The sequence below is a fragment of the Streptomyces sp. NPDC003011 genome (genome assembly GCF_053591515.1).
The window spans coordinates 1-17999 of record NZ_JBSFTY010000128.1 but is presented as its reverse complement, the minus strand read 5'-3'; the positions used below and the strand labels follow the sequence as shown (position 1 = coordinate 17999).

Genomic DNA, 17999 nt, shown 5'->3' with positions numbered 1-17999 from the left:
CGTCGACCTCGCGGCGGGCTACTTCCTCGAACCCGCCACGCCCGGACACGCCGCCGAGGTGATCAGGGGCCACGGCGTGCGGCACCGCGCCGATCTCCGCCGCGGGCTCCGGGGCCGGGGCCACCTCGACCGCGTGCACCGGTCTCGCGGGCACGCTCGCCGGGGCCGTCCGCCCCCGGCCGCGGCTCGGCACCGGGCTCTCGCCGCGCCGGAGGCGGTCGCGTACATCGGCGACGGTCGCCGGGGCCAGACCCACCTGTGCCGCGATCTGCCGCAGAGAGGCGCCCGGGTTGTCGCGCAGCAGCTGGCCTGCCCGTTCCCGCCGGTGCGAGGAGTCGACGGGCCGGACCCTGCCGTCCCGTCCTATCCTGCGGTCCGCCTGCGGAAGGGCCGTCTCCTTGCGCAGGCCCGCCACCCGTTTCGGGGACAGGCCCGCGACGGCGGCCACGGCGCGGTCGGACCATCTCGGATGCGAGGCGAAGATGCTCATCGCCGCGGCCTTGCGGTCCGCCGCGGACAGGGGACGTCCGTGTGCGATGTTGGTCGCCACCGCCAGCAGCCGGGCGTCGGTCTGCTCCCCGTCGAAGAACCGCACCGCGATGCGGTCCTGTCCCCGCAGCTCGGCCACGCGCAGCCGGTGGACGCCGTCGATGACGGTCATGCTCGCGCGGTGGACCAGGATGGGCGGGAGTTCGGCGGACGTCTCCGCCAGGGTGCGAATGTGCTCGGTGTCCTCGCCGTCGACTCGTGGGGAGAAGCCGGTCGCCAGCATGCCGACGGGGATTTCTTCTACGGGCTGCTCCCTGAACAGGGAGTCACGCAATCGAATCAGGTATTCCGCGTCTTCTCGACCCATGAGTTTCCCCCTGGACGAAGCCGATCTGGTTCACGAGAAGCGGTACTCACTGCCAGCCGTGGTCGTCCTCGCCGGCCGAGTACGTCATGGCCGCACTGATCTGCACCTGATTTTCCGCCGGCTGGCTGTCGGCGGTCGCGGCGAATCCGCTCGCCATCGCCAAGAAAACGGCGGCCACGACTGCACGACGTACGGCATTGCGACAAACAGCGCGATTCATTGCTTCCGCCTTTCCCTCTGCTGCAATTCGCTGACGGGAAATAGGTTGCCGTCTGCGGAAGGCGCAGGGAAAGGGGGGACGCCGGGGTCAAACCGGCCGTGGCCTACTCAGGACACAGGGCCGCCCCGGTGCGCCGGCCGGGCCGCGGCCTCACGCCTCGGCTTCCGGCCTCAGCAGCGGCACCTCGGCGCGCACCAGCTCCCAGTCCCTCAACTGCGGTACGAAGAGGGCCACATGACACCACAGGGCGTCGGCCGCAGCCTCGGCCTCGGCCAGCGAATCGGCCCGCAGATAGAGGCCCAGGACCGGATGGGGCAGCGCGTCGGCGTGCACACTGACGTGCTCGAAGCCACCCCGGCCGGCGCAGGCACGGGCGATGGGACCCGCGACCGAGGGCGACAGCGCCGTGCCGCGCCGACGGGGCCGGACAGATACGTGGACGAGATACATGAGGGGACCTGGTGGGAGTCGGAGGGCCAAGGACGACTTCGGTCGAATCCACCTCCAGTGTGATGGATCGCGTGTACCGAAATATATGGCCAATAAGGGAATCGTGAATCGATTCGGCCAAAAGCTGCTGCCCTCTTGCTGAGCCGCATCGCGATCACATAGCGTAGATCATCCGTTTGAGCGCTCGGACGCACCGCGCTCAGGCTGCACGGTTGACAGGGGGAGCGCCTAGGAATGCTGAACTCGCTCGGACTTGACCCACTGGCCGAATCCGTCTACCGGGTCATGCTGAACAGACCGCAGGGAGTGGCCGATATCTGCCTGCGGTTGGATCTGTCCGAGGAAGCGGTACGCAGCGCACTGGACCGGCTCAGCGCCCTGGCTCTCATCCGCGCATCCACCGAGAATCCCCACCGGCTGCACGCGGTGAGCCCTCATGTGGGCATGGAGCTGCTGATCGCCCAGCAGCAGGCCGAACTCGCCGAGCAGCAGCAGCGGCTGGAGGCGAGCCGGGCGGCGGCGGCCAGGTTCCTCCTGGACTACGACGGAGACCATGAGTCCGTACCGGCCGAAGCCGGTGTCACCTACCTCAACGGCCTGGACTCCATCCGCGACCACCTGGCCATGCTCAACAGCAAAGTGTCGACGGAACTCCTCACCTTCGCCCCGGGCGGCCCGCAGACGCCGGAGAACATGAGGGCGTCCCGACCGCTCAACCAGAAACTGCTCGAGCGTGGTGTCCGGATGCGCACCATCTATCTGGACAGCATCCGAAGCGATCGCGCGACCGCGGACCACGCGCACTGGCTCGTCGAGCAGGGATGCCACGTGCGCACCGTGCCGTCCCTGCCGAACCGGATGATCATCTACGACCGCGAGTCCGCTGTGATCGCCTCGGATGCCGACGACACCTCGGCCGGAGCGGTGCAGTTGAGCTCGCCGGGGATGATCACGGTGCTGCACGCCCTGTTCGAGAGCGTGTGGCAGTCTGCCGCGCCGCTGGAGGAACCCGCGCATCCGGATCCCGGAGGCCTGACCCGCCAGCAGGCCGAGGCGCTCAGGCTGCTGGCGCTCGGCCACACCGACGAGGCCATAGCCAAGCGGCTCGGCGTGTCACCACGCACCGCTCGTCGCATCGCCTCCGGCCTCATGACGTACCTGAACGCCCGAAGCCGCTTCCAGGCAGGCGTGTTCGCCGTGCAGAAAGGATTCCTCTCCTCACCTGTGGAGTGACGAGTCCCGGCACGCGCCCGGTACCCGGCCTGCCTCGGACTCCGTCACTGCACGGCCACCGGCTCCGGCACCCGCTGCGGGGCCCGCGTCCCGGCCCCCAGCAGGCGGAGCGCCTCCTCGGCCGTCTCGGCGACCTGGATCAGCCGGCGCTCGTGCGCCGCGATGAAGCCCTCGGCGACCAGATGGTCGAGCATCGCGAGCATCGGGTCGTAGAACCCGCGGTGGTTGAGGACCACCACCGGCTTGGTGAGCAGCGACAACTGGTTCCAGGTGGCGACCTCCATGAGCTCGTCCAGCGTTCCCAGGCCGCCCGGCAGTACCGCGAACCCGGAGGCCAGCCGGTACATGAGCGCCTTGCGATGGTGCATGGTGCGCACGAGGAAGATGGTGCCGGGCGCGCGGTCGGCTCGCTCACGGTCGTGCAGGGTCCGCGGGATGACTCCGGTGACGCCACCGCCGTGTTCCATCACACCGTCGGCGACGGCACGCATCACACCGACGCCACCGGCTCCGTAGACGAGGTTCAGGCCATGGCGGGCGAGTGCGGCGCCGAAGTCCCGGGCGAAGTCGAGGTGTTCTGGCCTGGTGCCCGCGCGGGCCCCGCAGAAGACAGCGATGCTGCGGCTCTTCCTGGTCGGGTTCACAGATCCTCCAGTCCGATCGTGCGCAGCGCGGAGCGCAGCAGCACCCGCGCCCCGGCCACGAGGTCCTCGGGGGCGGTGTTCTCCTCCGGCACGTGACTGACGCCGCCGATGCTCGGCACGAAGATCATGCCGATCGGCGCGATGTCGGCCATGAACTGGGCGTCGTGTCCGGCACCGCTCGGCAACTCCTCGTGTGCCAGGCCGAGTTCGTCGGCGCTACGGGCGATCGCCGCACGCAGCCGGCGGTCGGTGGAGACCGGGTCGGAGCGGGTCTCGGCCACCACCTCGATCTCGGTTCCGGTCGCTTCGGCGATGTCGCACAGCATCGTGCGCAGCGCCTTTTCGGCGTCTCCCGCACGCCAGACGTCGGTGTCCCGCAGGTCCACCGTCATCCGCACCGCGCCGGCGATGGTGTTCGGGGTGTTCGGATGAGGGGCGATCCGGCCCACGGTGGCCACCCGGCACAGTTTCCGCTGGCCGGCGATGTGTTCCGCCGCCAGCACCACGCGGGCCGCCGCGGCCAGCGCGTCGGAGCGGGCGTCCATCGGGGTGGTCCCCGAATGCCCGGCCGCGCCCCGGATCTCCAGCGTGAGCACGATGCGTCCGGTGATCGCCTCCACGACACCGATACGGCTGCCGCTGCGCTCCAGCACCGGGCCCTGCTCCACATGGAGTTCGAGGTACGCCGCCACCGACTCCCTCGGCCAGGAGGCGCTGCCCAGGGCGTCGAGGTCGCCGCCGGCAAGGCGCAGCGCGTCGCGCAGCGGCCGCCCCTGGTGGTCGCACGGCTCCCGGGGAAGGTCCGCGATCCGTCCTGCGACGGCCATGGAACCCCAGAACGGCTGCGGGAAGAGCGCGCCCTCCTCGTTGGCGAACGCGACGGCCACGGGTTCGCGCCGCAGACCGATGCCGGACTCGACGACCGTCTGGAGGACCTCCAGGGCCGCGATCACGCCGTAGGCGCCGTCCAGCCGGCCGCCGTCGACCACGGTGTCCAGATGCGAGCCCACCATCACGACCTGTCGGTCGGCCGTGGGCTGCCGGGTGTGCCGCTGCCGCACGACGATGTTCCCCGCCGCGTCGACGGCCGGGAACAGCCCGGCGGTCCGCGCCTCCTCCATCAGATAGGCACGGGCCTCGCGGTCGGCCGGGCTGAACCCCGTACGGGTGATGCCGCCGGTGGCGGGGTCAGCCCCTATCCGCCCCAGTTCCTCGACGCGGCGCAGCAGCCGTTCGGCGTCGATGTCGAGGGTCAGTGCACCGGTCCGCTCGACAAGCGTGTGGCTCATGTGTCTTCCTCTCCCTTCCAGTGGCAGGGGATTCAGCCCAGCAGTGAGAACCGGGCTTCCGGCGGGATGTACAGACGATCCGTCTCGGTGACGCCGAAGGCCTCGTAGAACGCGGGGACATGGCCGAGGACGCCGTTGCAGCGGAACTCCGGCGGTGCGTGGGAGTCGTGCGTGAGCCGCTCCCGCATCCGGTCCCGGGTGCGCTTGGCCCGCCACATGGTGGCCCACACCATGAAGAACCGGCGCATATGGCGCCGGTACGGCTCCCCGGTGACGCCCAGCGCGTCGAGGTGCGCGGCGAAGGCCTGCTGGGCGACGGTCAGGCCGGTGATGTCGGCGATGTTCTCGCCGAGCGTGCGTGCCCCGCTGACGCGGGCGCCGTCGGCTCCGCGCGGGCAATACCCGTCGTACTGCCGTACCAGCAGGGCGCCGCGGCGCTCGAACTCGGCCCGGTCCTCGGCGTCCCACCAGGCGTGCAGCCGGCCGTGCCCGTCGTAACGGGATCCGCGGTCGTCGAATGCGTGCGACATCTCATGGCAGACGATCGAGCCCAGCAACGCCATGTTGCGTGCCGGGTCACCGGCCGCGTCGAACACCGGCGGCCGCATGAGGGCCGCGGGGATCACCACCTGGTTCAGGCTGTGCCGGTAGTAGGCGGTGACGGACTGCGGCGGCACCTTCCAGTCCGACCGGTCGACCGGGCCGCCCAGGCGGTCGAGCTCACGGGCGATGTGCCAGGCGCGGGAGCGTTTGACGTTGCCCACCAGGTCCTTGGGGTCCGTGCGCAGGCTCGTGCAGTCGGCCACAGCCGCCGGGGCGCCGATGTCGAAGCGCATGGCGTCGAGCTTGGCCAGCGCGGCCCGCCGGGTGCCGGGTCGCATCCACCGCGCGCCCTCCAGGCAGCGGCGGTAGGTGCCGACGAGATCGTCCACCAGCTGCCGTACGGCTGCCAGCGTGCCGGGCGTCAGGTGCTCGTGCAGGTACCGGGCCCCGACGACCTCACCGAGGGCCGTCTGCACGAAGGCGCTGGCCCGCCTGGTACGCGGCCACGGCTGCCGGGCGCCGGTGAGCTCCCGCCAGTACCAGCGGAAGTGCTCGGCGAAGACCGCGTGCGTCCCGAACGGCGCCATCTCGTGCACGTACCGCCAGGCGAGCCAGAGCCGCAGCAGCCGCAGATCCGTGCCGGCCCACCACTCCTCCAGCGCCACCAGGAATCCCGCCGGCCGGACACGCACGACCACCCCCGGGTCCGACACCCCGAGGCCTCGCAGCCAGTCCGCCCACGAAAGCCCCCGGTCTCGCGCGCGGAGTTCACCGACGGAGTACGGCAGGGCCGGAGCCGTCCGCGCGGACGCGGGTGCCGCCGAGCCGGTGTGCGGCGCCGCGGCGCCGGCGGCCGCGGAGTCCGCGGCGGCGCCCGGGGAACCCGTGCCGGCGCCCGGGGAGTTTGCGGCGGTGCGGGCGAAGGCGGGGGCCTCGGGCGCTTCCGCGGCCGCGGAAGCGCGTGCATGGAGCTGGGCCAAGGCCGTTTCCGCACGCAGGACGCACTCGGCGGCCTCGGCAGGGGCGGGCAGGCCGGCGTGAGCGAGCATGGCGCTCACGTGCCGGAGGTATCCGGGCAGCAGCTCTTCGTGGCCGTCCGCGTGGTAGAGCGCGGGGCGCGGCAGGCCCAGGCCGGACGCGGTCAGTGTCAGGGAGTAGCGGGAGCCGTCGGCCGGGTCCGCCGAGACGGAGGGCTCCAGCGCGCCTCGCACGCCTTGTGCCTGCAGCCGTCCCAGGACGGCGGCCAGCTCCCGTCGGTCGCGTGCGGAAAGGATGCCGGCCAGGTCCTCGGCCAGGGGCGTCGCTCCGCGCGACTCGATCTCCGCCTCGTCCATGAAGCTCGCGTACAGGTCCGCGATCGCCCGCGAAGCGCAGTCGCCGTCACCGGGACCGGCCGCAGCCCGTCGGATGACGCGGACGACATCGTCCTCGACCTCCTCGGCCAGCAGCGACAGCAGCGTCACCTCGGCGCGGTGCTCCGGCAGCACGAAGGCGTCCGACCAGGGCCCGTTGACGTGCCGGTGGAAGTCGTCCTGCGGCCGCACCGACAGGTCGGCCGTGAGGTCGCCGGGGCGCGGCCCCGCTCCACCGGCCGCCGGGCCGCCGGGAGCGGGGTCGGGACGTGTCGCCCCAGTCGTCGCGTACACGGCGCTCAGGCCTCCGCTCGGCCCACGGCCTGGAGGACGCCGAGGCGGGCGAGCTGCCGGGCCGCGCGGACGGAACGGTCTTCGGGGGCCCCCGCGAGGAATCCGCCGACCGGCAGCGAACCGCCGCGCTCCAGTGCGCGCAGCGTGTCGGCGACGGCGTCGGGCACGGCCAGCCGGTGGCCGTTGACCAGCAGGGAGGTCTTGCCGTCGAGGCTCGCCCCGAGCTCGACGGGGGCCTCGGTGCGCCGCACCCGCGCCTCGGCGGTGAGGGCGTCCAGGGCGGCCAGCCGCGCGAACTCCCGCGACCGGTCCACACCCGCCCGCGCCCGCCCGGCCTCGGCGAGGCGCTCGGTCTCGTCGTCGGCCGCCAGCGCGACGAGACGGGCGCACAGCTCGGCGACCTTCTCGCGGTACCGGTCCGCGGTCCGGCCGCGGTGGCCGCCGGCGCCGTCGCGGGCAGTGGCGTCGCCGAGGAACGGCACGTCGTGGAACTCCTCGTCGCGCACGAGTTCCTGGACCGTTTCCACCAGCAGGTCGCGCCAGCGCCGCGGGGCGACGGTGACCGAAAGGTGCAGTGAGACCTGCTCCCTGGCGGCCGCGGCGTGCGGCGTCCCGTACGGCAGGTAGAGCACGTCCCCGGGGTGCAGGGTGGTGCGCAGCGCCGGCTCACCGAGCTGGTCGGCCGGGTAGCGGACGCTGTCCCCGCGCCGGTCGGCGGGTGGCTGCCAGACCTGCCAGTCCTTCGTTCCCTCGATCTGGACGACGAAGACGTCGACCGGGTCGTGGTGCGGGGCGTACCCGTCGTGCCCGGCCGGCGTCAGGAAGGCGACGACCTCGGCGGGGCAGGCGAAAGTGCCGGCGAAGACGTCCGCGAGGTGCCGGGCCGTGGGCAGGAGGTGCTCGAGGTGGTTCCAGGAGACGGTGGCGCCGGAGCGGAACAGTTCGTAGACCCGTTCCGGTACGACGGTTTCGGCGAGTCCCGTCCCGTGGTCTCCCGTGGTGCGGGTGTAGGCCTTGCTGGACACGCCCTGACCGTTCTTGGCGAGACGCACGTACGCCGGCGAGACGGCCTGCATGGCGAGGACGTCGTCGAGCCGGTCCACCGTGACCAGGTCGCGGACCCGGTCCGCGAGCGCCGCGCGCCGCAGCAGCGGCTGCCGGTCGAAATGCTGTGCAAAGAAGCTCTCGGTGTCGCCGACGAGGGACGCGAAGGTCCAGTCGGCAGCGGTGATTCCCACGTTCTCCGCCTCCCACGGGCGTTCCAGCGGGCCGAGAAGAAGAACTCTTCTCGGCCCGCTCAGCGTGTGGTCCGGGCCAGGGGGCGGCGTTTGAGGCCGCCGCCCCTCATGCCGTACCGGGAATTACTGGATGTTGACGTAGTAGGAGGTCGCCAGCAGTTCGGCGGAGGTCTCGATGAACTCGATGTCGTCGAAGGTGTTCTCCATTTTGAGCTCCTTTTCTCGGTCCCTCCGGGCGTTTCCCGGTGGTGATGTAATAGTGGCCCATTCCCGGGGGCGGGTGCAATCCCCGCCGACTGTTCAACTCCCCTTCTGGGAAATCGAATCGAAGAAGCCCAGTTCACGGGTGTTCAACTGACGACGGGGAGCGGTCGAACACCTTCTTCGGAAAAGAAAGAGAGCCGTTTTCATCCGCGCCGGCACGGATGAAAACGGCTCTCTTGCGTACGGAACTCGGGTACGGGAAAAGGGGCTCGCGCGTCAGACGCCGACGGCTCCGTCGATGCCCTCGCGCAGGAAGTCGGCGTGCCCGTTGTGCCGGGCGTACTCATGGATCATGTGGAGCATGACCATGCGCAGCGACACCGTCTGGTCCTTGCGGCGGTCGTGCGCGACGACGTCCAGGGACTCGGCCGCCGCCTCGATCCGGCGGGCGTGCTCGATCTCCGTGCGCCAGGCGTCGAAAGCCTCCTGCCGGTCCGCCTCACGGGCGTCGTAGGCGACCTGGAAGTCGAAGTCGTCCGACCAGACGAGCGGGATGTCCTCGCCGTCGACGATTCTGCGGAACCAGGACCGCTCCACCTCGGCCATGTGCCGCACCAGGCCGAGCAGGGAGAGGGTCGAGGGCGGCATCGACTGCCGGCGCAGCTCGTCGTCGGTGAGGCCCTCGCATTTCAGGGCCAGTGTCGCACGGTGGAACTCGAGGTAGCCGCGGAGCATTTCACGCTCGTCGGCGATCGTGGGAGGGCCAACGCGTTCGGTTGTCACGGTGATCCTTGCGGTGTTCGTCGTGTCGTCGTGTCCGCCGGCGGACATCGCAGTCGTACGGCCCCACCGTGTGGTGGGGCCGTACGACTGTCCGGTCTCCGCCGACGGCGTACCGGTCCGTACTATGCCGCCACGATCTCCAGCAGACCGAGCCGGGCCAGCCCCTGGGCCGTCTTCGCCGCCCGGGCCGGCTCCGCACCGGGGAAGACGTCCGAAGCGATGATGTGGTCGCCCGCGCTCATTCCGGCGAGAGTTTCGGCGACCGGTGCGGGAATGGCGATCTTGTGACCGCTGACCGTCACCTGGACGCGCCCGTCCTGATTCGCGCCGAACTCCACGTCGACATCGGTGAGTCGGAGCGCCGATCCCGCCTCCAGAGTGTCGAGTTCCGCGGTCGTCCGGAACGTGTTACCCGTGGAGTTACCGGGCGTACGACGGCCGAGTTCCGCCAGCCGGTCGAGTTCCGCGGCCGGCTGGACGGCCTCGAACCGGGCCATGAGGGCGCGCACCTTCTCCTTGAAGACCTCCTCCACGGAACTGTCCCTGGATTCGCCGATGTAAGGGAATTCGTTGAACTCCGGGTCGGCGGTGAGTTCTTCGAAGCTCTGCTGCAGCAGGTCCTTCCACATGCGCGGCCGGATCATGATCGACAGGTGGACGGAGGCGAGTTCCTCCGCCGCCGCCGCGTGCGGCGTGTCGTACGGCAGGTAGAGCACGTCGCCGGGCTCCAGCAGCACGTCGATCACCGGCTCGCCGAGCTGCTCGGCCGTGTAGGACGCGGCCTGCGCCCGGCGCACCTGCGGCGGGTTCCACAGCCGCCACCGCTTGGTGCCCTCGGTCTGCACGATGAACAGGTCGACCGGGTCGTGGTGCGGGGAGAAGCCCTGCTTGCCGGCCGGCGTGAGGAAGGCCACGCAGTCGGTCCGGGCGCCGAACTTGTCGCTGATCACCTGGGTGAAGCGGCGCAGCGAGGAGTCGACGTGGTTGAGGGAGCTCCACACGATGGTGGCGCCGGCGCGGAAGAGCTCGTACACCTTCTGCGCGTCGACCGTGTCGGTCACGTCCGTGCCCTGCACGGTGATCGTCTTCGTGTAGCCCTTCTCGGGGACGCCCTGCCCCTTGAGGTTGACCCGCAGGTAGGGCGGCCGGATGATCTCCAGCTGGACCAGCTCGTCCAGCCTGCGCAGCGACAGCACCCCCTTGGGGTCCTTCAGCGCGCCCTTGCGCAGCATCGGCTTCTTGTTGAAGTACTCGGCGAAGAAGACCTTCTCGTCCCCTACGAGGTCGTCGAACGTGTAGCTCGTCATGGTCCGTCCCCTCTCTGTGGTGCGTGTCGGGATGCCTGCGGATGGCGACCGGCCGGTCCCGGGTCGCCGGTGACGCCCGTGGTGTCGGCGGTCAGGCGGCGCGGCGGGGCGGGGCGCCCACGCCGAAGGCGACACCCGGGCCGTTGTCCTGGAGGAACTCCTCGAGGCCCTGCGCGAAACCGGGGTCCTGGGCGGCCACCCGCTCCGCCAGCAGCCGGACCCGGTTCGGGGTGAAGGTCTGGGGGTCGGCGAGGAGCTGCGGGGTGCCCGTCATCAGCAGCAGGGCGCCCTCCGAGTAGCCGCGCTCCAGCCAGGAGTTCCACAGCGCGTCGCGGTCCGCCTCCTGCCCGGCGAAGAACTCCTCCGCGCGGGGGCGCGGCCGGGCCGGCACCGGCAGCTGCGCCTCCTCCGTCCGGCGCAGCACCACCCGGCGTCCGCCGAGGTAGGCGATCCGGATTCCCTTGCGGACACAGAAGGTGAGGGCCTCGGCGGCGGTGTCGACGATCGGCTCTCCCTTGTCGTTGAGAGAGGTGTTGCACACGATCGGCACACCGGTCGCCGTGCGGAACGCGTCGATCGCCCGGTACAGCAGGGGGTTGACCTGCTCGGTGAGCGTCTGGTGCCGGGCCGTGCCGTCCAGGTGGAGGACGGCGGGCACCTTGTCCCGCTGCTCCGCGCGTACGACCGCCGCCTCCAGCATGTACGGCGACAGCCGGTCCTGCTCGAACCATTCGTGTGCGTACTCGGCGAGCACGATCGGAGCGACCGGCCGCCACCACTGCCGCTGCTTGTACTCGTTGAGCAGGTCCTTGACCTTCTCCGACCGCGGATCCCCGAGCAGGCTGCGGTGCCCGAGCGCCCGCGGCCCCATCTCCGCCGCGCCGTCCGCCCACACCACCACGTCGTCGGTGAGGTCCTGTACGAACTGGTCGGCCGAGAAGTCCGACGCCTCCTCGATCCACGGGGCGAACTCGGCGAGCGCCTCCTCCACGTCCGCCAGGTCGTTGCCGTAGTACGCGCTGTCGATGCGCAGGTCCGCCTCGTCCAGGACGCCTGTTCCGTACAGGCCCAGCAGCCCCAGGCCGAGGCCCACCCCGGAGTCGTTGGCGCACGGCGGCGTGAGCAGCCCGCGGAACCCGAAGCGGTCCATGACCAGGGTGTTCGCCTGGACGTTCAGCCCGAAGCCGCCGCTGATGGACAGATAGCTGTCCTCGGTACGGACTCCGCCGATCTCCGTCAGCTTCTCGATGTTGCGGACGATGAGCAGCTCACAGCACTCCTGGACCACCTTCATCACGGCGCTCTGCAGGTTCTCCTCAGCGGTGAACCTGGAGTCCGGCCTCGTCTCCCGGCCCAGCTGACGCTCCGCCTCGGCGATGACCTTCCTGACCAGCCCGAAGGAGGCCGCCCAGGGCTGCACCCGGCCGCCGAAGAGTTCCAGTTCGGCGACGGCGGCCGCCGCGTCGTAGGTGATCTCGGTACGGCAGGCCGAGGCCAGCGCCATCAGGGTGCCGGGCTCCTTGCCGAACAGCCGGTCGGCCGCATGGTAGAGCGGTGCCGGTGACTCCACGGGCGCGAAGGTGATCCGCCCCTTCACCGACACGCAGCCGGCGTAGTAGTAGGGCGGGAGCCTGTCCTCCAGGACCAGGTCCGGGGCGGCGTCCACGGCCATCCCGATGATGGTCTCCTCCCGGAAGGTCCTGCTGTCCATCAGGATGCCGCTGAACAGGTGCGCCAGGCTGTGCACGGGAAGCTCCTCGGCACCGGCCGGAACCGGTACCGGGGTGTGGCCCGGCAGTCCGGGCGTGCCCCAGCTGGCGCTCAGATCCGCCGTCGACAGCCCCTCCGTCGCCAGCAGCCGGTCGAGCAGCGCCTCGGTGCGCTCCGTCGTGAACAGCGGCCACGCGTGGTGCTTCTGTCCGCTGATCCGCTCCAGCTCCCAGTGCCGTACGAGTTCGACGGACCCGGCGGACCGCCGCCACAGGGAGACGTTGTGATCGTGTCGCGGGGAGATGACCGAGCGTTCGCCCGGTGGGGTCAGATAAGCCGAGAGAAAGTACTCACCGGCGCTGGAATCCGTCACCGTCGCCTACCTCATTCCTGATCGAATCGCTGGCTGCACGAGCTGAGTCGGCCCCGCTGCCGTGCGCCGCGTCGGCGATCAGCGGTGCTTCGGCGTGCGGGCGGGGCCGGGGGAAGGCGGCCGGGTCACAGGTGGCGGGCCCACCACTCCAGAATCGCCTCGTACCGCGCCACACGGTGGCTGGGCAGACCGGTGCGCGACATGTCGTGGCCCTCGCCGGGGAACAGCAGCATCTCCGCGGGCACACCGCGTGTGCGCAGGGCGACGAACATCCGCTGGGCCTGCTCCATCGGCGTGTGCCGGTCTTCCTCCGACTGAATGAGCAGCATCGGGATCGTGATCCGGTCGGCATGAGTGAGCGGGCTGATCTCCGCCCACCGCTCCTGGTCCGCGCCGTACAGCGCGATGGAGTTGTTGACCCCGTCGTCGGCGGACCCGAAGTGGCTGTCGATCGCGTAGCAGCCGCGTTCGCCCATGGCGGCCCGGAACCGCTCCCCGTGGTGCGCGGCCATCCACGCCGCCATGTAGCCGCCGAACGAGCCGCCCTGGACTCCGACCCGCGTCCCGTCCATGTCCGGCGCCTCCAGGGCCGCGTCCAGCAGGGCCAGCAGATCGGTCGCCGTGCGGCGGGCCAGGTCGCTCGCCGCGTAACGGCCGTGCGCCTGCCCGTATCCGGAGGTGCCGCGCGGATTGCCGAGTACGACGGCGTAGCCGGCGCTCGCGTAGACCTGGGCCTCCTCGAAGGACGCCGGCCCGTTGAGGGTGTATCCCCACTGTGTGAAAGGGCCGCCCTTGATCTGGAGCAGCACCGGATGCGGGCCGGGACCGGCCGGGCGGACGGTCCAGCCGTGCAGGACGTAGCCGTCCTCGGCCTTGGCGGTGAACTCCTCCACCGGCAACAGGCCGGCCCGGGCGCGCAGTTCGGCCCCGAACGAGGTCAGCTCCCGCTCCTCGCCGCCGCGCAGCACCACCAGGTCGCCCGCGCTCCCGGCGTCGGAGAGCACGGCGGCGATCGTGGTGCCTTCCGGTCCCTCGGCGACCGCGTATCCGTTGACCTGCCGGGGCCCGGTGATGACGGGCCTGGGCTCGCCGCCGTCGTAGGGCACGAGGACGAGATGGACCTCGCCCCGGTAGTCGTTGGCGAAGTACACGCCGTCGGAGGCGGGCGCGATCATCTGGCTCGCGAAACTCAGGTGGTACGGCTCCGGGTCGGTGAGCCGCAGCGGCGGTGCCGAACCGTCGACGGCCACAGACCAGAGGCCGTAACTGTTGGCCCCGCTGGCCCGGTTGTGCTCGTCCAGCGTCTCGGCGGCGAAGCACACGGCCGAGCCGTCGGCCGAGAAGCGCGGGCAGCCCAGCTCCAGGCCGCCGTCGGTCAGCGCCCGCAGTCCGGTGCCGTCCGGGGCGCAGACCCAGATGTCCCGGCGCAGGTCGTCGGCGTGCGTCTCGTGGCGGCCGGAGACGAAGGTCAGCAGCCGGCTGTCCGGGCTCCACGCGACGTCGTAACAGCCGTACTCCCCGCTGGTGATCTGCGTCGTCACCGGTGTGTCCGCGAACGGGTCGGTGACGAAGATCTGATGCGGCCGGTCGAAAGTGAACCCGATGCCGTCCGACATGTAGCGAAGGGTGGTGATGCGGCGGGGCCGCTCCTTGTGCGGCGGCACACCCGGCAGATACCGGCCCGGCTCGGGGACGCGCGCGGCGAAGGCGATCCAGCGCGAGTCCGGGCTCCACACCGGCTGGCCGGCACCCAGCGGCAGGTCGGTCACCGGGAACGGTTCGCCGCCGTCCATCGGCAGCAGGTGCAGCTGCGCGGGTCCTTTGGGCCCGGGCCGCAGGAAGGCCAGCCAGCGTCCGTCGGGCGAGAAGGCCGGCGCACCATCGCTCGAGCCCTGGGTGAGGCGGCGGGCCGGCGAGGACCCGTCCGTCTCAGCCACCCACAGCTCGTTGGAATTCTCGTCGGCGTCCACATCCGGCCGGAATACGCTCACGGCCGCAAGACGACCGTCACCCGACAAAGTGGGCCGGCCGAGCACAGGAAGCAGATTGATGTCGGTGGGAAGCATGTCAGCGACGCTAGAAGGCCGATATTTGGCATGTCAACGAAGAAAAGCGCGAACGCGCTGAGCAGGCGGAAGCGCGGTGTTCAACCGAGGCCCGGAACCACTTGAACAGTCGGCAGAACGGCTGCTCATAGCGCCCAACCTCACGCCACCATAGGCGGGTTGAAGAACGGCACCCGTCCAAGGACACTCGCTGGGGAGCCTCCCGGGCAGGGAGCAGCGGAAGAGTGAGAGGGACTCATGACTTTTTCACTGAAGGGCCCGATGGCACATCCTGGATTCCGCCGCCTGTGGATTTCCGGATTCATTTCGGAGACGGGCGACTGGATGTTCATGGTCGCCATGCCGGTCTACGTGTATCAGCTCACCGGTTCGGTGGGGGCGACCGCGACGAATTTCCTCGTGGAACTGCTGCCGGCCCTGCTGCTCTCGCCCGTGGCAGGTGTGCTGGCCGATCGCTGGGACCGCCGCCGGACGATGGTGTGGGTGAGCCTCGCACAGGTGCTCGCGCTCCTGCCCCTGCTCACCGTGCAGGGCCCTGACCAGGTCTTCGTCGTCAACATCGTGACCGCCGTGCAGGCCGCGCTCGCCACCGTGTTCCAGCCGGCCAAGTACGCTCTGCTGCCCTCCCTGGTCGAGCGCGATGAGGTGCCGGCCGCGAACGGGCTCATCAGCCTCAACGGAAACCTGGCCAGGCTCGGCGGCGCCTCCCTCGGAGGTTTCGTCCTGGGCTGGTTCGGCCTGACGGGCATTGTCGTCGCCGACGCCGCCACCTTCCTGCTGGCTATCGGGCTGCTGCTGCGGCCTTTCGGGGTCACCCGCAAGGTGCCGGCCCACCAAACGGCCTGGCGCGCCTACCTGGAGGGGCTGCGGGAGATCAGGAACCGGCCCGGACTGCGGGCCATGGTGGTGACGGTGGCTCTGATGGGGCTGGCGCAGGGCCTGTTCGCGGTCCTGTTCGTGGTGTTCGTGACGGACCGGCTGGGCGGCGGGGAGAGCGACACCGGCCTGCTGCGAGGCGTACAGGCCATCGGCGGTATGGCCGGCGGTCTGCTCGTCGGCACGCTGGCCCGGCGCATCGAACCCGGACGGCTGCTCGGCTGGTCCCTGGTCGTGTTCTCCGTGATGACCGCGGCGACCTGGAACAGCGCGTACATCACCACCACCATGGGCTGGTTCGTCGGCCTCTTCGCCGTGCTGGGCGCCCCGGGGATCGCGGCCTTCGCGGGCCGGATGTCCGTGACCCAGATGCACACGCAGGACGCGACCCGCGGCCGAGTCCTGGCCAGCCTCCAGAGCATCTTCGACGGCTCCCAGGCCCTCGGGCTGGTCTGCGCCGGCACCCTCGTGGCCTGGATCGGCCTCCCCCTGGCCCTGGACGTCCAGGCGACCCTGCTGGGCGTAGCGGGCCTGGTGGCTCTCTGGAACATCCGCAAGGTGGTGGCCCCGGCCGAAGAGCCCACGCCGGCCATGGACGCGGCCCGCACCTGACGCCCCGAGTATTCACCGCTTCGAGACGAAAGCCGACAATGAGTACGCGCCTCTGCTCCGTCGCCATGGCCACCGCCCTGGTCTGCCCGGTTGTCCTCTCCGGTGCCGCAGCCGCCGAACCGAAGCCCTACAGCCCGGGAACCTCCGGCCTGGGCGATCCGTACTTCCCCTCTCTCGGTAATGGCGGATACGATGCCCGGCACTACGATCTCGCTCTCTCGTACAACCCTCGGACATCCGCGCTTGAGGGTGTGGCCACGATCTTGGCCAAGGCCACTCAGAATCTGTCCTCCTTCTCGCTGGATCTGAATGGTCTCCACGTCTCCGAGATCCGCGTCGACGGCCATCCGGCTCCGTTCCGGCGAGGCGATGGAAAAATCTCCATCACTGCGCGGCACGGCCTCCCGGACGGGGCGCGTTTCACGGTGGAAGTCCGCTACGACGGGGTTCCTCAACCGCTGAAAGGTCCGATTGTCGGCGATTCCAAGTACGGCTGGCTGAAGACTGACGACGGCGTCTTCACCACCGGCGAGCCGAATGCCACCTCCACGTGGCTCCCGTGCAACGACTACCCGACCGACAAGGCCACGTTCGATTTCCACATCAAGGTCCCCAAGGGACTGACAGCGATCTCGAACGGCCGCCTTGCGGGTTCACGTGAGAAGAACGGCCAGGTCACGTACACCTGGCGCGGAGAAAAGCCGATGGCGTCCTATCTGGCAACCGTGGCGATCGGCAAGTTCTCGACACAATCCGGCACGACACCCCGCGGAGTCCCCCTCTACGTGGCCTACGACCAGAACCTGCCCGCCGGCCAACTGGACTTCTACAAGATCACTTCCGCAGCCACCGATTACTGGACCCAGCTCTTCGGCCCGTACCCGTTTGAGGAGACGGGCGCCATAGTCGATTCCGTACCGGGCGTGTCGTATGCCCTGGAAACCCAGACGAAGCCTTCCTACGCCGTGCCCGTCCGCCATGAACACACGATCGCGCACGAAATCGCCCACCAATGGTTTGGAAACTCGGTCACCGTGCGCCAGTGGAAGGACATTTGGCTCAACGAGGGGTTCGCCACCTACGCCCAGTGGCTATGGGCCGACCGTGCCGGAACACAAACCGTCGAGAAGGCGTTCAAGGCAGCCTACGAGGGTGCCCCTTCCGAGTTCTGGAACATCATTGTGGGAGATCCGCAGCGGGACACGATGTTCGCCGACGCGGTGTACCGGCGTGGCGCGATGACACTTCATGTGCTGCGGCAGCACATCGGTGATCGCGCGTTCTTCACCCTCCTGAAAGCGTGGGCAAAAGAGCATCGCTATGAAAATGCGGACACTCGGCAGTTCATTGCACTGGCGGAGAAGATTTCCGGCCGGCAACTCGACGACCTCTTCAGGACCTGGCTCTTCACCAAGGGCCGCCCGTCCCTGGTGTCCTGAGTGGTTAATTCGTCGGCAGTATGCGGCGAGGTTTGCGAGGATCTCGCCGGCCGTCATGGCCCACACGCAGGCTCTACTGACTTTGACCTCGGTTCTTCGGCGGCGTGACGGCGCCACCGTGTGCGGCTGGTTGCCCGTTCTGTCCCTGCTGCCCTCGACATCCTTCGGGGCGGTGGGCGGTCGTCAGGTACGGGCCTCAAGCTCGGTGGCGCGCCGCCAGGAGGTGGTGAACGCGTCGGTCCAGAGCGAGGTTCGGTCGAGGCGCAGGGGGCGGCCAGCACCCAGGCGACATTCTGCCGGAACCGCCGGATCCGCGGCATCGCCGCCCAGACGCCCCTGCCGGCCAAGCCACTGGGCACCTGGGCACCCAAGGGCTACGTCACCCAGCCCCAAGCCCTGAGACCTTCATCACAGGCCACCCATGGCCCGGGAAAGCACAACCGGAGATCCACACCCGAAAACAGGACCGCCGACGGCCTCAGCCGTCGGCGGTCCCCGGGTTTTTGGCCA

Annotated in this window: 14 protein-coding genes; 3 read left to right on the top strand and 11 right to left on the bottom strand. The window is 70.0% G+C overall.

Features of this window, described 5'->3' with window-relative positions:
* The 3 genes from ACWD0J_RS38560 to ACWD0J_RS38550 form a co-directional block, all read right to left on the bottom strand.
* The coding region (locus ACWD0J_RS38560) for a hypothetical protein (protein ID WP_451500535.1) at positions 1-772 on the bottom strand (772 nt) is incomplete at its 3' end.
* A gap of 130 nt (positions 773-902) precedes the next feature.
* Positions 903-1034 carry a hypothetical protein gene (locus tag ACWD0J_RS38555; RefSeq protein ID WP_451500534.1) on the bottom strand — a complete coding sequence of 44 codons (132 nt, stop codon included), beginning with the start codon at positions 1032-1034 and terminating at the stop codon, positions 903-905.
* A 192-nt stretch (positions 1035-1226) separates the two neighbouring features.
* A complete protein-coding gene (locus ACWD0J_RS38550; RefSeq protein WP_451500533.1) occupies positions 1227-1526 on the bottom strand; it encodes a hypothetical protein in 300 nt (99 codons plus the stop codon).
* Positions 1527-1760: 234 nt separating this feature from the next.
* Here ACWD0J_RS38550 and ACWD0J_RS38545 point away from each other — a divergent pair, with 234 nt between their 5' ends.
* Complete coding sequence (locus ACWD0J_RS38545) at positions 1761-2759, top strand: LuxR C-terminal-related transcriptional regulator (protein ID WP_451500532.1); 999 nt, start codon at positions 1761-1763, stop codon at positions 2757-2759.
* A gap of 44 nt (positions 2760-2803) precedes the next feature.
* Here ACWD0J_RS38545 and ACWD0J_RS38540 read toward each other — a convergent pair whose 3' ends face one another.
* The 8 genes from ACWD0J_RS38540 to ACWD0J_RS38505 form a co-directional block, all read right to left on the bottom strand.
* The gene (locus ACWD0J_RS38540) at positions 2804-3403 is read right to left on the bottom strand and encodes an LOG family protein (RefSeq protein ID WP_451500531.1); all 600 of its coding nucleotides are present in this window, start codon (positions 3401-3403) and stop codon (positions 2804-2806) included.
* Positions 3400-4692 carry an allantoate amidohydrolase gene (locus ACWD0J_RS38535; protein ID WP_451500530.1) on the bottom strand — a complete coding sequence of 431 codons (1293 nt, stop codon included), beginning with the start codon at positions 4690-4692 and terminating at the stop codon, positions 3400-3402. Before ACWD0J_RS38535 ends, ACWD0J_RS38540 begins: the two co-directional genes overlap by 4 nt.
* Positions 4693-4724: 32 nt before the next feature.
* On the bottom strand, positions 4725-6881 hold the full coding sequence (locus ACWD0J_RS38530; RefSeq protein ID WP_451500529.1) for a M13-type metalloendopeptidase: 2157 nt from the start codon (positions 6879-6881) through the stop codon (positions 4725-4727).
* A gap of 5 nt (positions 6882-6886) precedes the next feature.
* Positions 6887-8119, bottom strand: a complete 1233-nt coding sequence (locus ACWD0J_RS38525) for a JmjC domain-containing protein (RefSeq protein ID WP_451500528.1) — start codon at positions 8117-8119, stop codon at positions 6887-6889.
* 480 nt (positions 8120-8599) lie between these two features.
* Positions 8600-9106, bottom strand: a complete 507-nt coding sequence (locus ACWD0J_RS38520) for a DinB family protein (protein ID WP_451500527.1) — start codon at positions 9104-9106, stop codon at positions 8600-8602.
* A 122-nt stretch (positions 9107-9228) separates the two neighbouring features.
* Complete coding sequence (locus ACWD0J_RS38515; protein WP_451500526.1) at positions 9229-10413, bottom strand: cupin domain-containing protein; 1185 nt, start codon at positions 10411-10413, stop codon at positions 9229-9231.
* 91 nt (positions 10414-10504) lie between these two features.
* Entirely contained in the window at positions 10505-12496 is a 1992-nt protein-coding gene (locus ACWD0J_RS38510; RefSeq protein WP_451500525.1) for a carbamoyltransferase C-terminal domain-containing protein, read from the bottom strand.
* A 125-nt stretch (positions 12497-12621) separates the two neighbouring features.
* The gene (locus ACWD0J_RS38505) at positions 12622-14487 is read right to left on the bottom strand and encodes a S9 family peptidase (protein ID WP_451500524.1); all 1866 of its coding nucleotides are present in this window, start codon (positions 14485-14487) and stop codon (positions 12622-12624) included.
* 312 nt (positions 14488-14799) lie between these two features.
* Here ACWD0J_RS38505 and ACWD0J_RS38500 point away from each other — a divergent pair, with 312 nt between their 5' ends.
* Both ACWD0J_RS38500 and ACWD0J_RS38495 read left to right on the top strand, forming a co-directional pair.
* Entirely contained in the window at positions 14800-16050 is a 1251-nt protein-coding gene (locus tag ACWD0J_RS38500; RefSeq protein ID WP_451500523.1) for an MFS transporter, read from the top strand.
* A gap of 65 nt (positions 16051-16115) precedes the next feature.
* Positions 16116-17489, top strand: a complete 1374-nt coding sequence (locus ACWD0J_RS38495) for a M1 family metallopeptidase (protein ID WP_451500522.1) — start codon at positions 16116-16118, stop codon at positions 17487-17489.
* Positions 17490-17999 lie beyond the last annotated feature (510 nt).